Annotated in this window: 15 protein-coding genes; 10 read left to right on the forward strand and 5 right to left on the reverse strand. The window is 49.2% G+C overall.

Annotated features, from left to right (window positions below; translation table 11 throughout):
* Positions 1–30: 30 nt before the first annotated feature.
* Together N4599_RS00790 and N4599_RS00795 are read right to left on the reverse strand one after the other, a co-directional pair.
* Positions 31–369 (reverse strand): hypothetical protein, encoded by a 339-nt coding sequence (locus tag N4599_RS00790; protein ID WP_224757967.1) that lies wholly within the window; start codon positions 367–369, stop codon positions 31–33.
* Positions 326–508: a hypothetical protein gene (locus N4599_RS00795; RefSeq protein WP_260901115.1), complete on the reverse strand. Its 183-nt coding sequence runs from the start codon at positions 506–508 to the stop codon at positions 326–328. Before N4599_RS00795 ends, N4599_RS00790 begins: the two co-directional genes overlap by 44 nt.
* Here N4599_RS00795 and N4599_RS00800 point away from each other — a divergent pair.
* A complete protein-coding gene (locus N4599_RS00800; protein ID WP_224757968.1) occupies positions 489–1,166 on the forward strand; it encodes a TMEM175 family protein in 678 nt (225 codons plus the stop codon). The two genes, N4599_RS00795 and N4599_RS00800, sit on opposite strands and share 20 nt — an antisense overlap.
* Before the next feature lie 53 nt (positions 1,167–1,219).
* Positions 1,220–1,924, forward strand: coding sequence for an MIP/aquaporin family protein (locus N4599_RS00805; protein WP_191363521.1), 705 nt, complete (start codon positions 1,220–1,222; stop codon positions 1,922–1,924).
* 98 nt (positions 1,925–2,022) lie between these two features.
* On the opposite strand, the gene N4599_RS00810 is transcribed toward N4599_RS00805, so the two are convergent.
* Positions 2,023–3,246 (reverse strand): MFS transporter, encoded by a 1,224-nt coding sequence (locus N4599_RS00810; protein ID WP_191363522.1) that lies wholly within the window; start codon positions 3,244–3,246, stop codon positions 2,023–2,025.
* A 49-nt stretch (positions 3,247–3,295) separates the two neighbouring features.
* Entirely contained in the window at positions 3,296–4,660 is a 1,365-nt protein-coding gene (locus N4599_RS00815) for an MFS transporter (protein WP_260901157.1), read from the reverse strand.
* Positions 4,661–4,804: 144 nt separating this feature from the next.
* On the opposite strand from N4599_RS00815, the gene N4599_RS00820 reads away from it, so the two are divergent.
* The 8 genes from N4599_RS00820 to N4599_RS00855 all read left to right on the forward strand — a co-directional run bounded on the left by N4599_RS00820 (position 4,805) and on the right by N4599_RS00855 (position 10,943).
* Positions 4,805–5,659, forward strand: a complete 855-nt coding sequence (locus tag N4599_RS00820; RefSeq protein WP_191363524.1) for a metallophosphoesterase family protein — start codon at positions 4,805–4,807, stop codon at positions 5,657–5,659.
* A gap of 124 nt (positions 5,660–5,783) precedes the next feature.
* On the forward strand, positions 5,784–6,053 hold the full coding sequence (rpsN, locus tag N4599_RS00825; RefSeq protein WP_003712384.1) for a 30S ribosomal protein S14: 270 nt from the start codon (positions 5,784–5,786) through the stop codon (positions 6,051–6,053).
* Between the two features lie 220 nt (positions 6,054–6,273).
* The gene (gene ahpC / locus N4599_RS00830) at positions 6,274–6,837 is read left to right on the forward strand and encodes an alkyl hydroperoxide reductase subunit C (RefSeq protein ID WP_003712395.1); all 564 of its coding nucleotides are present in this window, start codon (positions 6,274–6,276) and stop codon (positions 6,835–6,837) included.
* 20 nt (positions 6,838–6,857) lie between these two features.
* On the forward strand, positions 6,858–8,513 hold the full coding sequence (locus N4599_RS00835; RefSeq protein ID WP_260901185.1) for an FAD-dependent oxidoreductase: 1,656 nt from the start codon (positions 6,858–6,860) through the stop codon (positions 8,511–8,513).
* Between the two features lie 429 nt (positions 8,514–8,942).
* Entirely contained in the window at positions 8,943–9,158 is a 216-nt protein-coding gene (locus N4599_RS00840; protein WP_260901196.1) for a YSIRK-type signal peptide-containing protein, read from the forward strand.
* Between the two features lie 174 nt (positions 9,159–9,332).
* The gene (locus tag N4599_RS00845) at positions 9,333–9,527 is read left to right on the forward strand and encodes a hypothetical protein (protein ID WP_260901198.1); all 195 of its coding nucleotides are present in this window, start codon (positions 9,333–9,335) and stop codon (positions 9,525–9,527) included.
* A gap of 9 nt (positions 9,528–9,536) precedes the next feature.
* Positions 9,537–10,151, forward strand: coding sequence for a hypothetical protein (locus N4599_RS00850; RefSeq protein ID WP_224757970.1), 615 nt, complete (start codon positions 9,537–9,539; stop codon positions 10,149–10,151).
* Between the two features lie 69 nt (positions 10,152–10,220).
* Positions 10,221–10,943 carry a hypothetical protein gene (locus N4599_RS00855; protein WP_260901210.1) on the forward strand — a complete coding sequence of 241 codons (723 nt, stop codon included), beginning with the start codon at positions 10,221–10,223 and terminating at the stop codon, positions 10,941–10,943.
* Between the two features lie 155 nt (positions 10,944–11,098).
* Here the strand turns inward: N4599_RS00855 and N4599_RS00860 are convergent, their stop codons facing one another.
* The gene (locus N4599_RS00860) at positions 11,099–12,505 is read right to left on the reverse strand and encodes a C69 family dipeptidase (protein ID WP_191363526.1); all 1,407 of its coding nucleotides are present in this window, start codon (positions 12,503–12,505) and stop codon (positions 11,099–11,101) included.
* Between the last annotated feature and the right edge of the window lie 73 nt (positions 12,506–12,578).

The raw sequence follows: 12,578 nt of genomic DNA on the forward strand, positions 1-12,578 counted from the left end.
CGGACGTTTTAAACGTTCAGGAGCTTGCAATTACTTTTGCCAATTAATTAGGCGATTATTATTTTTGCTGCTTTGACCGATTAGCTGGTTATTCAGGTAGACCTTAGTTTGGATGCCCTTGTGGATATCACCTTCCGCTAGTTTTTCTTGCTGGTCGTCCATTAGGGTGTCCAAAATGCCGTTTTGCATTGTGTCAATTAACAAGTCACGACGAGGCTTAGACAGTTGGTAAAAGTCGTCATTAACAGTAATTTTGACGCGATTATTCCCACGGTATTCAATTGCCTTGATGCTGGTAAAGCCTTGGAACTGTTTGTCGTTAGACTCACTCGTATTGCTGGCAGTTGGCCAGGTAGTTGGCAATGTCACGGTTAGAGATATCGATATTTTCGCGGCTGGCAGCGGCCACGGTCGGGATAGTCAATCCGGAATTAATGGCTACTGTACTAACTCCAGCAATAGAAAGGCAAGCTAAAGCAATTCCACAAATGTTAGTAAATTTTCTCATCTTTTTTTCTCCAATCAAACATGTCTATAAGGAGCATCTGGATAACCTCAATGGTGGGATGATTGCAATCATCCTAACCGTAATGGTTTTAGAAGTTCCTTTGCCAAGTCAGGCTGGTGTTTCTTACCGTAATTTCATGGGGTCGATTTTTATTTTCCTGGTGAGCTTCTTCGTGGTCGCTAACTTTTGGTATGACTTGAACCGGCTCCTCCTGGTCTTAAATCGGGTGACGAAGAAGATGATTATTAATGACTTCATCTTTCTGGCAGCATTGTCGGTGATCCCAATGTTAACCAAGTGGATGATGCTCCGGCCCAGCAGTCTGGCTGTGTTTGACTACGGGATTGCCTACTTCATTGCTAACTTAATGAAAATGATTATCTCAGCTAACGCTTGGGAGGAGTTTTTTAATGAAGTTGATGGTAGTCCAAAGATGTACTCTCTACGGTGGGGACGACGGCTAGTAATCGTTTTAGCCCTTAACCTGCTGCTGATTTTTCTAGCGTATGTGACACCGCGGTGGGTTCTGCTGGCCTACCTGCTACTAACGATTTATAACTTTTTCTACCCTGAAAAACGATTATTGACCAAAAGATCAGTTAGCCGAAGGGGGAGCGGCCACGGTCGATTACGACTTTGCCTTGCCGATACCTGGTAGGAAGTGTAAAATATTATTTTGTGAAAGCGATTACGAGAAAGTGAGCGATACTAATGAACGGTTTTAGCGGTGAGTTCTTCGGAACGCTAATTTTGATTTTAATTGGGTGTGGCTGTTCCGCCAGTGTTAACCTCAAGAAAAATTATGCTACGGGAAGTAACTGGTGGTTTGTGTGCGCCAGCTGGGGCCTGGCAGTAACAATGGGAGTTTACGTCGCGGGCTTTTTAGGTTCCCAAGGGCACCTGAATCCAGCCGTGACGATTCCCTTTGCCATCTACGGTCTTTTTCCCTGGCACCAAGTCTTGCCATACCTGGCCGGTCAATTTCTCGGCGCCTTTGTTGGCGCAGTTTTGGTGGTTATTCAATACTATCCCCAATTCGCGGTAACTAAGTCGGGAGAGGGGAATACCGTGGGGATTTTTGCTACCCGGCCGGCAATTAAGTCGCCGCTGTTTAATTTCTTGTCGGAGGTGATTGCCACCTTTGCCTTTATCTTTATCCTGCTTAACCTTGGTAATTTTACCGTGGGGATTAAGCCCTTTATTGTCGGCCTAGTTATTACTGTCATTGGGACGGGATTAGGTTCAACCACTGGGTTTGCACTGAATCCGGCCCGGGACTGGAGCCCGCGGTTTGCCTATACCGTTTTGCCGGTGCCTAATAAGGCAGGGGCAGAATGGTGGTATGCCTGGGTTCCAATGTGCGGTCCGCTGTTTGGGGGCCTCCTCGCCTGTGCTTTAGAAAATATGGTTGCTTAGCCTGTAAATGATGAAACGGCCACCATCAGCTTTTGCTGATAGTGACCGTTTTGCTTTGCTAGCTGGCTTCCCCAGCCGTAAGGGGTGCTAATCTGAAATCATACTTGGGGCTGACGTGTCCGTAAGACCACTAGGATGACTACCATATTAATCAGCAGAGTCAGGCCAGTGACCGCAAAGACTATTGGGTAGTTGAACAGACCGGAAATGACCGAGCCAATAAGAGAGCCCATCACAGCCCCAACAGCTTGAAAGGATTGGTTGACACTGAAGATCCGCCCAAACGCTTCCGCTGGAACATCTAGGGTAAGAACAGTTTGGATAGCCGGATTGAGGGCGGCATTGGCCAGACCGAGCAGGAACCGCCAAAAAGCTAGCGACCAGGCTGAGTGGGTAAAGGTCATTGGAATAAAGAGGACAAAGGCAACCATCAGCCCTGTACGCAGGACGACTTTCGGCCCGATTCGGTCCATTGTGTGCCCAACCTTCGAGGCGGCAATTAGCGTTCCCAGTCCCGGAGTGGCAGCAACGATTCCGGCAACTAGCGCGACGTTGCCCTGGTTATGCATTAAGGATTTAACGTACAGACTAATAATCGGTGTAATTGACATTGATGATGAAATAACAACCATTGTCGTGAAGAACATCGCGATAATGACCCCGGGGTTATCAAGCTCTTGGAAAATTTGGCGGAGCGGTTTCATCTTTTCCTTTTTGATCGGCTTAAAGTGTTCCTTCGCTAAGAGGGAAGTACCAACGAAGTTCAGGAACATTAGGCCCCCGGTGATGAAAAACGGGATCCGGTAGCCAAATGCCCCGGAAAGCACCCCGCCGAGCAGGGGGCCAACCAGGTTGCCGGCAACCCCGGCGGTTGCCATGGCTGACATTACCCAACCAGAGTGGGAACGAGGCGTTTCGCCTGCCATCAGGGCCGTGGCATTATTGATATAACCCGAAAAAGCTCCCTGCAAGAAGCGCAGGCCAATAATCATCCAAACGTTTTGCGCGAGCCCCACGCAGAAAATGGTAATGGCCATGACCCCGGCGGCCCGCATACACATCAATTTGCGTCCTTTTCGGTCCGCCAGGTTTCCCCACAGCGGCGAAACGATTGCCTGGCTGACAAAGGTTGCGGCAAAGGCGAGACCAGAATAAATATTTAGCTGAAAGCGGGAAAAGTTTCCCAGTTCGTTAATAAACAGTGAGATAAACGGCATGGTCATCGAATAGCCAGCCCCCGTAATAAAGGAACCGAGCCACATGGTATAAAAGGTTCGGTGCCAGCCGCTTGGATAATGTTCTTCCTGTTCGCTTGTCTCCATCTTTGTTCCCCATCTCCTCCAAATTTAATCCTGCTTATTGTAACAGAAATTAGCGGCGCTTACTAATCGATAGGTAGTGACCAAAAGTGATTAGCATCAGGAAAATCAAAATGACGGTAATCCACATGGACAACCGAATCCCGGCAACCGGGTTCTGAGGGATCCCAGAAATAACTACCAGCATGGTGACCGATACAGCTCCGGCGACCTGGCGGAGGGTGTTGTTAAGCGCCGTTCCGTGACTGTTTTCTGATTGGGAAAGGGCGGAAAAGGCTTCAGAAAGGGCGGGGCTGAAGACAAATGCATTCCCAACCATGCGGACCGCGTAGGCAATGGTCAGAACCAGGACTGAAGAGCGGGATGACAGCGTAATCAGGGGATAGGAGGCAACAATCATCAGGAACCCGCCAGTGATGATTAGCCACTTAGGGCCGTACTGGTCATAAAGACGCCCAATGTAGGAAGCGGCGAGTCCGTTGCAAATTGCTCCTGGCAGGAGAATCAGCCCGGAGGCAAAGCTCCCCATCCCTAAGACGTTTTCGGTAAAAATAGGGATTAGCTGTTCGGTTCCCAAAAGAATCATGAAAGCGAAAATCCCAACGAGGGTCATTAGGCGGAAGGACGAGTATTTAAAAATCTGGACCTTTAACATTGGGTTAGTCAGATGGAGTTGACGGTGAACGAATAGGGCAATGATAATCAAACCGCTAACCAGCATTGCCCAGCCGGCGGCCAGGTTAAGTTCAAAGACCGTCAAACTCCCTAGGGCCAGGCTAGACCCGATGAGTGAAACAAAGACGGAGAGGTAGTCAATTTTAATCTCACGTGGCGTAGAGAAGTTTTGCAGCTTAAAGTAACCGATGATAAAGACGAGCATCATGAATGGCAAGACGCTGATGAACAGCCACCGCCAGGGGAGTACCTGGAGGATGAAGCCGGCAAGGGTCGGCCCGATTGCCGGGGCCGTGGAAATGACGAGGCTGGAGAGTCCTAAAATGGAGCCCCGTTTTTCAATCGGGTAGATGGAAATCATGGTGGTCATCTGAAATGACATTAGCATTCCGCTGGCGGCCGCCTGAATTAACCGTGCAAGAAGGAGCGAATAGAAGTTAGTCGCTAGGCAGCCAATCGTTGTTCCGATAATAAAGGCTCCAATCGTCCACAGGAAGACGTGCCGGTTGGTAAACTTATCGTACATGTTGGATGAAAGTGGCGTAACAATTCCGATGATTAGGGTGTAACCGGTGGTCAGCCACTGGACAGCGTTCAGTGAAACGTGGAGTTCATGCTCAATTACCGGTAGGGCAGTTACCATCATCGTTTGGCTAGCGAGACTAACGAAAGCTGATAGCAAGAGAATCGCGGTGATTAACCGTCGTGTTCGCGGGGTAATGGTGGTTGGTGATTGTGACACAGTTGCAAGTTCCTTTCTGGTGTTAAATTACCCCTCCAACTTTACCACTGCTATTTTGACATTTCTAATGGAAATTATATCTTGAGCTGTTCAGGCCATTATCTGGTATCATATTCAATGACGAGAAAAAGGAGGAATCACGGCTTGAGAACACGAATTGCAGTTTTTTCTGATGTCCATGGAAACTTCAGTGCTTTTGAGGCGATGTATCAAGACAGCCTAAAACAAAGTGTTGACCAGTACTGGTTTATCGGCGACCTCTTGATGCCAGGCCCCAGTGTACTCAAGGTTTGGAACCTATTTGAAAAAATCGCTCCCCAAGTGGTTGTCCGGGGCAATTGGGACGACCTGGTTGTGCGGGGTGCCCGGGGACTGATGGATACTGAGAAGCCTTCCCACGTCTACTTTGCCCGGCTGGCCCAATATGTTGCGCAGCACGGCTCAACGGACCTGATTGATAGTTTAGCCAGTTGGCCCTTGCACGTGATGAAACAGGTGGGGCCGTTAAACTTTGGTATTTCCCATAACCTGCCGAAACTGAATATGGGCCAGGACCTCTTCCCCACGAAACCAACTGCAAACTTCGATCGTCTTGTCAACGTTGAGAGTGAGCAGCCGGTGGATGTTGCTGTCTATGCGCATGTTCACCATCAACTGCTGCGGTATGCTGATGATGAACGAATCATTCTCAACCCGGGTGCGGTTGGGGAACCATTTAACCACTGGCCTGGATTGCAACGGGATCTACGGGCCCACTATCTAATTCTCGAGGTCGACGGCCAGGGATTAGCAGAGACCAGTTTTCGTCACGTCGGTTATGACCGAATGGTAGAGAGTACCCGGGCCCATAGCGATGCACTTCCTTACGCGGAGCTGTACCAGCGAATGATGAAGACGGGATTAGCCTACACCCATGATGATGAGCTGCTCCGCCAGTTTAACAATCGCTACCACTATGCGGACGAGTACCGGCAATTTGCGGCTCAAAAATTGCGGTAAGGCAAATTACTTGCAAATGGTCAGTGAATATCAGATAATTTAATTGAATAGTTTCGCAAATGTTGATTTTAGCTGTTAGTCGTTATTGTTTATAATCACTATTAATAAGGAGATAACAACTTACATGGCAAAAAAATCTAAGATTGCTAAATTACACCACCAAGAAGCGCTGGTTAAAAAGTACGCGGCAAAGCGAAAAGAGCTGAAGGCGCAGGGGGATTACATCGGCTTATCTAAGCTGCCCCGCAACTCAAGCGCAGTTCGCCTACACAACCGGGACCGCTATGATGGGCGCCCTCATGCCTACATGCGGAAGTTCGGGATGTCGCGGATTAACTTCCGCAACCTCGCCCACAAGGGTCAAATCCCGGGCGTTCGGAAGGCAAGTTGGTAATACCATTATTTAACAAGAGGCTGGAATGCAATTCCGGCCTCTTTGTTGTTTAAAACTATCGATCGTCAGCGGGCAGGCAGTAAACTAAAGCCGCTTGATTTTGGCCCAGCCGGCTTTTTAATACTTTTAGAATAGTTCTAAAAATCCCTTGATAAATTCTGCAAAGCGGTTATACTTATAATTGTAGTTAAGAATAATTCTAATTAAGGAGAGGATATCTATGAATTTTGTTGGTCACGAAATCGACGACTTCAAGGTTAATGCATACCAGGACGGTGAAACTAAGGAAGTAACTAAGGCGGACGTACTTGGCAAGTGGAGTATTTTCTTCTTCTACCCAGCAGACTTTTCCTTTGTTTGTCCAACCGAGCTAGAAGCTCTGCAAGACGAATATGAAAACTTTAAGCAGGCGGATGCAGAGATTTACTCCGTCTCAGAAGATACTGAATTCGTCCACAAGGCATGGGCAGAGGCCTCAGAAAAGATTGGCAAGATTAAGTACCACATGCTTGCAGACCCTGCCGGTAAGCTAGCTCGGATGTTTGATGTCCTGGATGAAGATGCCGGCCAGGCCTACCGGGGTGTCTTCATCGTTGACCCAGATGGTAAGATCCAATCCTACACGATTAACAACATGGGAATTGGCCGGAGCGCTGCGGAAATTCTGCGGACCCTTCAGGCCGCACAATTTGTTCGCGAACATGGTGACCGTGTTTGCCCTGCTAACTGGAAGCCAGGCCAAGACTCAATCAAGCCAAGCCTAGACCTTGTTGGTAAGTTGTAAAGGGAAAGCTGGTGGATGAAATGGCAGATAAACACTTATACGACCTGATTATTGTTGGCGCTGGGCCTGCGGGATTGTCTGCCGGATTATATGCCGGCCGGGCGACGCTTGACACGTTGATTCTAGAAGGGGATACCGTTGGCGGCCAGGTTACAACGACTTCGGTAGTTTACAACTATCCGGCCGTTGAAAAGGTCGATGGTACCCAGTTGATGAATCAAATGCAAAAACAAGTGACCGACTTTGGCGTTACGATTGCACATGACCAGGTTGAGAAATACCAGCTGGCTGATGAGGTCAAGCTGCTGGTTGGCAAGAGCGGCCAGGAGTACCGGGCTCGCAGCGTGATTATTGCGACCGGTGCACAGCCCCGCACGGTTGGTTTTAGCGGTGAAAATGAGTTTCGGGGCCGGGGAGTAGCTTACTGCTCGACCTGTGATGGCGAATTGTTCTCGGGTTTGCAGATTTTTGTCATCGGTGGTGGCTATGCTGCGGCGGAAGAAGCTGACTACCTCAGCCGCTTCGGCAAACACGTCACGGTACTGGTCCGGGGAGATCATTTTAGCTGTCCACCGCTGATGGCAGCACGGGCATTGAATAATCCGAAAGTATCAGTAAAGTACAATACGGAAGTCAAGCAGGTTACTGGTGATGATTATGTAACTGCCGCCACCCTGGTGAATAATAAGACCGGGAAAGAAACGGTTTACCACGTTGATGACGGTGACAATACTTTCGGCATCTTTATTTACGTAGGGACTAAGCCAGCGACGGAGAAGCTGCAGGGATTGGTTGACTTGAATGACCAAGGCTATATCAAAGCGGCTGCTGATGGTGCTACTAACGTTCCTGGTGTGTATGCGGCGGGGGATGTAATCGTCAAAAACCTTCGGCAGATAATCACCGCTGCTTCGGACGGGGCGGTTGCTGCCACTGCTGCTGAACAGTATGTGACCGCTCAAAAGCAGCGTCAGGGAGTTCCAATTCACAGGGCGCCGGTGAAAACTGCCACCCAACCAGTTGGGCAAACTACTGACTTAGAGCACCAGGAAAAGGTTAGTCCTCACCAGGGCAACTGGCTGACCGCCGAAATTGACAGCCAGCTCAAGCCGATTTTTGCGCGGCTCACGAAGCCAGTGACTTTGGAGGTTAATACTGATGGGAGCGCGCTTAGTCAACAACTGCTTAGTTTCACGACGGAATTTGCCAGCCTGGATGACCATCTGACTGTCAAGACTAAGGAGGGCCAGGGAGATCTGCTGCCGTTATTAAAACTCCTGGACGCCGATGGACAAGATACGGGTCTGCACTATGCCGGCATTCCAACCGGGCACGAGCTGAATTCCCTTGTCCTGGGGATCTATAACGTGGCAGGACCGGGGCAAACAATCGACCCGGCATTGGCTGACCGTATTAAACGCTTACCAGCTGCCAAGATTCGAATTGGCGTTTCTTTGACCTGTCATTTCTGCCCAGACGTTGTTGCGGCGTGCCAACGGATGGCGTCATTGAACCCTGGCATTACGGCGACGATGATTGACTTGCAACACTTTCCAGATTTACGGAAGAGCAAGAAAATCATGAGTGTTCCCGCGACGATGATTAATGATGCGCCGGTTATTTTTGGCAGCCAGTCGCTGGAACAACTAGTTGCTGCTGTCGAAAAGAATAGTTAAAAAGGCTACACTTTGAATCGTTAAAGAGACAAGAGAGTGCGTAAAGATGCCCCAAATCGGCTGTTAAGCTGATTTGGGGCATTTGTTTTTCGACGCGCAGCAAATATTTGAGGGGGGTTAGCTACCAGCCAGCTACTGCGAATCGATGAGTTAATTCGCACGCTCAGCTCTTGTTGCTACTAATGGCCGGGAATTTATAAACTGATAATTCTTTCTAACTATTCTAGCTTGCTTTGGTTCCGATAAGCGTTGCTAGCGCTAACCACTTGCTATTCGCTAAGAGAGAAGCTGCCTGCCTTGCCCTGGCCGCTCTCAAATGCCTAGTTCCAAAATATAATGATTATAAATTAAATTATCTTATTCTTTTATCACTTGGAATATCAATTTAAGGTGTTATTGTTTAAATATCGAAAAGTGATGAGAGGAGCAATGACAATGCTATCACGTGATAATCAGAAAGAAATGCTTAGAAAATACACTGGTCAACGGCAACATTATGCTATTAAGAAGCTGACTGTTGGGGTTTCATCAGTCCTGGTCGGTTTGTCGTTCTTGGGCGTCCAGGCCCAAAACGCTTCAGCTGATGCCAATGTAGCGTCAGTAGTTTCCACAACGCAAGTCGAATCTAACGAGAATGGAAACTAAGGGCTAAGTGATTCAGTATCCGTAGCAAGGAATGTTACCTCAGCTAATCTGGTAGCAGTTTCTAACTCGGCTACCGAGCGCGCTAAACTAAATCAGGACCTTCCCGCTATCTATGCGAATAATCCGAGTGACGGTTCCGCAGTTAAGACGGCGGGCGACCATATTATTCCAGGTTTGGCTAATGAAGCCCAGTACAATCTTTCGGTTACCGCTCGCAACGATAGTACAAGTGGTAGTCAGGCGGGAAAAACTGCGGGAGTTTACCTTCCTAGCGGTGAAACCACCAAGCACGCCCTAGTTAACTACCAGACCGCACAAAATTTGCAAATTAATTTTGAACTGAGCAACCCTACTGATCAGGAAATGTAGATTTCACCGGTGGTTTACCTAAACCCTTATGGCCCCTACCATAACGTAGTTGATCCCTCATTACTCCGCTTTGGCGACAAGGGGGAAATTGTTGATCAGAATGGTCAAGTGATCAATGGCTTACAACTTGTTTTTGCCTTTAATGGTAACAAAAACTATTATACTTACGACGAACTGGTCGCTCGTGGCCTTGCAGTCGGCCAGGCTGATACGTTTAAGGTTGTTGGGACCTTGGCTGCGCATACCACTGCGCATGTTATTCTTCCCCTGACGTTTGATACGGCGAACATCGGCACCTATTTGACGACTCACCAGTCGGCCGCCAATGAAATCTGGCTGGCGGGCGCTAATGATACCGGAACGATTGACCTGCACCTTTCAACACCACTTTGGCGACAAACAGATGTTGCAAATGATGACATCTTACCAATGCTTAAAACGGCTGAGTCACTGTACCAGCTTCTTCCGGCCGAGACTACGGCCCGGCTGCTGGCGGCATTACCCAAGGCAGGAGCAGTGTTGGTGAACGTTTCTAATATTGGAAACGTTGGCGGCAGTGCTAATAGCAACGACCCTGTTTTATGGATGAATGGGACCTACCAACTCAAACTTGACCAAGTGTAGGATGTATTACGGCAATTTGGCTACACTGTCAACCTCACTCCTGATGGACAAAACTTTGTAGACTACTATATGTACAATACCCAGGCTATGCAGGGCGTCCAGAATGCTGACGGTCACCTGGACGTGAAGACGAACTATGGCTTTTACGTTGAAGTACACCCGGTTTTGCTGACCTGTGATATAGAAACGCAAGTCGGCTCTAAACTGATTAATGACTGGCAGCCAACGGACAATATTGTAGCGGTCAATAACTTAGCCTACCAGGGCAGTGGTGCTACGGGTGATATTTTCAAACTTGTTCCGGTTGCCCCAAGCCAAGTGCGGGTCGTTGGTATCGCAAACCAGGATGGTCAAAGCGTTTCGACGATTGATCCTACTGTTCCTGGAACGTATACGGTTAGTTATGAATACTACCTGAATGGCAACCAAAATCCGGCCTTTAGGGTTACCAACACGGCCCAGGTGAGGGTCACCCAGGCGACGACTCCAATCGTGCCGGTCGATCCAGAAATCATTGACCCGAATAAGGTCCACAATGACGATGACCATGGTGGAAATGATAACTCTAAACCTAACGGCGAATTGATTGATGGCGAAAACAGCAGCAACAGTCAGACTGGACGCGGTCAACTAACCGGGCAGGGGCAGCCAGCAGGTCAGGCGACTGGCGTTGTTAGTGCCAGCCAGGCTCAGCGGCAACTGCCCCAGACTGGGAATCACAGCTCAATGCCGGTCGTTGGGCTGGGAATTGCCAGTTTCTTAGCCATGTTTGGCTTGGCTAGGGGGAAGTAGCGGCCGCCTAGTTTAGCTGGCAAGTCAGATTAAGCAGTACCCGGTAGCAATAACCGGTTTAATTCTGGCAAACTAACTTTGACCACTGTTAATCAGCTGGATACTAAATAAGCAGTTCCTCAAATCAGCTTGATCTGAGGAACTGCTTTTGTCTTTTATAGGTTTTCATCAGTGTTGAAGTTCAGTGGGGAGTAGTCAGTCATCTTAGTGATTAACTCCAGTGTGAGCTTCTTATAGGCATTCATTGTATCCGTAGCGAAGTTTTCACTTTGCTGGGTTAGGAAATTTGCCCGCTCGCTGCCCTGGTAGCTGGCTAAGGCGCGGTCGGTTTCTTTAATCAGTTTAATTGCCGCGGCGTTCCGCTCTTTTTGCACTTCTTCTAGCAAGGGAAGGAAGTCGTGAAGGTGGCTGTCAACGAGGACGCTTGCGTGCTTGAAGATCCAGTAAGCGGAATTAAGCTGGGCTGGCAGTTTCCCTCGCTTATAAGGAGCAGGGACATCTGTGATTCCGTTGAAGAAGGGAACGTAAGTACTCTCGGCGGCAACTCCCATTGCGAGCCAGTGGATGTTAGCCCCCGTTTGCCGCCCCATCTGCAGGATGTGCGACTCTTGAGTCTTAGCCAGGCTAATTGGACGGTAGCGGTGGGCAAGAGGACCCTTGCTCAATGGATCGTAAGGGGTGCCGGCGAAGTGATCGCTGAGGTAGCGCTGGGCATCAAAAATGGAAAGCCGGCGGTTTGGCCTCATGATGAAAGGCAGGTCAGCACTTTCAGCTTGCTCGTCTTGTGCGTCCAGCGGGCTGAACATCTGGTGCCCAATCCAAACCCGGGGTTCACTATAAACGGCGTCGGCCCGGTCAGCAGTACCAAAAATTTGCCGGAAGTTGAAACCGGCAGGGTGAGGATTCAGATGGTTTTCCTCCACGAACTCGCGGATTCCCGGGTGGAACATAAAGTTTTCGGGGTCGTTGAAGTCAACCTCCTGGATTGCCAGCTGGTTAGCAACCACCGCATAGGCGTCATCTGGAATGCGTTGGGCAACCCAGTAGTGGCCACTGCCGTTTTCGAAGTACCAGGCTTCATTATTATCCGCAAAGAGGACGCCATTGGTTTCACCGCTGCCATATTTGGCGACTAAGTCACCCAGACGTTGGACACCTTCCCGAGCAGTTTTGACGAACGGCAGAACAACGGTGATCATCGCTTCCTCGTTTAAGCCGTGCTCCACGTGGGGGTCGCAGCCGAGGACCAGCTGGTTTGAGTAGGCACTCTCGGTTGCGCTCATTGCCACGTCGTATTCGTTGATTCCGTCTTCTTCAAAGAGCCCCGCCCGGTCAGTCCACTCGGGGGTGGCGGTATAGCGGGCGCTTTCTCCGGGGAGGACTAACTCGAGCTTAGTTTCTTTGGAGATAAAGCGCTTGCCGAGCTCACCCCGCTGGTGAACAACCATGTGCTTAGGCCAGGCTGCCTTTGCATCTTCGTTCCGGCCAATCATGATTGAGCCATCAATACTGGCCTTTTTACCAATTAGAATGCTCGTACAAGCTGATAGCGTGTTTGTCATGTGGTTTTCCCCCTTTATTTCAATAGTCGATAACGTTTAGCAATTGTACCGCGAAATGGCGGACAAGTCGAAT

The organism is Limosilactobacillus oris, from assembly GCF_025311495.1.
GTDB lineage: Bacteria > Bacillota > Bacilli > Lactobacillales > Lactobacillaceae > Limosilactobacillus > Limosilactobacillus oris_A.

What these genes read in the sequence shown, in the direction of transcription:
- N4599_RS00835 (WP_260901185.1), top strand. Translation starts at nt 6,858, where the DNA reads ATGGCAGATAAACACTTATACGACCTGATTATTGTTGGCGCTGGGCCT.
- N4599_RS00800 (WP_224757968.1), top strand. Translation starts at nt 489, where the DNA reads ATGTTAGTAAATTTTCTCATCTTTTTTTCTCCAATCAAACATGTCTAT.
- N4599_RS00795 (WP_260901115.1), bottom strand. Translation starts at nt 508, where the DNA reads ATGAGAAAATTTACTAACATTTGTGGAATTGCTTTAGCTTGCCTTTCT.
- ahpC (WP_003712395.1), top strand. Translation starts at nt 6,274, where the DNA reads ATGAATTTTGTTGGTCACGAAATCGACGACTTCAAGGTTAATGCATAC.
- N4599_RS00840 (WP_260901196.1), top strand. Translation starts at nt 8,943, where the DNA reads ATGACAATGCTATCACGTGATAATCAGAAAGAAATGCTTAGAAAATAC.
- N4599_RS00805 (WP_191363521.1), top strand. Translation starts at nt 1,220, where the DNA reads ATGAACGGTTTTAGCGGTGAGTTCTTCGGAACGCTAATTTTGATTTTA.
- N4599_RS00810 (WP_191363522.1), bottom strand. Translation starts at nt 3,246, where the DNA reads ATGGAGACAAGCGAACAGGAAGAACATTATCCAAGCGGCTGGCACCGA.
- N4599_RS00855 (WP_260901210.1), top strand. Translation starts at nt 10,221, where the DNA reads ATGTACAATACCCAGGCTATGCAGGGCGTCCAGAATGCTGACGGTCAC.
- rpsN (WP_003712384.1), top strand. Translation starts at nt 5,784, where the DNA reads ATGGCAAAAAAATCTAAGATTGCTAAATTACACCACCAAGAAGCGCTG.
- N4599_RS00860 (WP_191363526.1), bottom strand. Translation starts at nt 12,505, where the DNA reads ATGACAAACACGCTATCAGCTTGTACGAGCATTCTAATTGGTAAAAAG.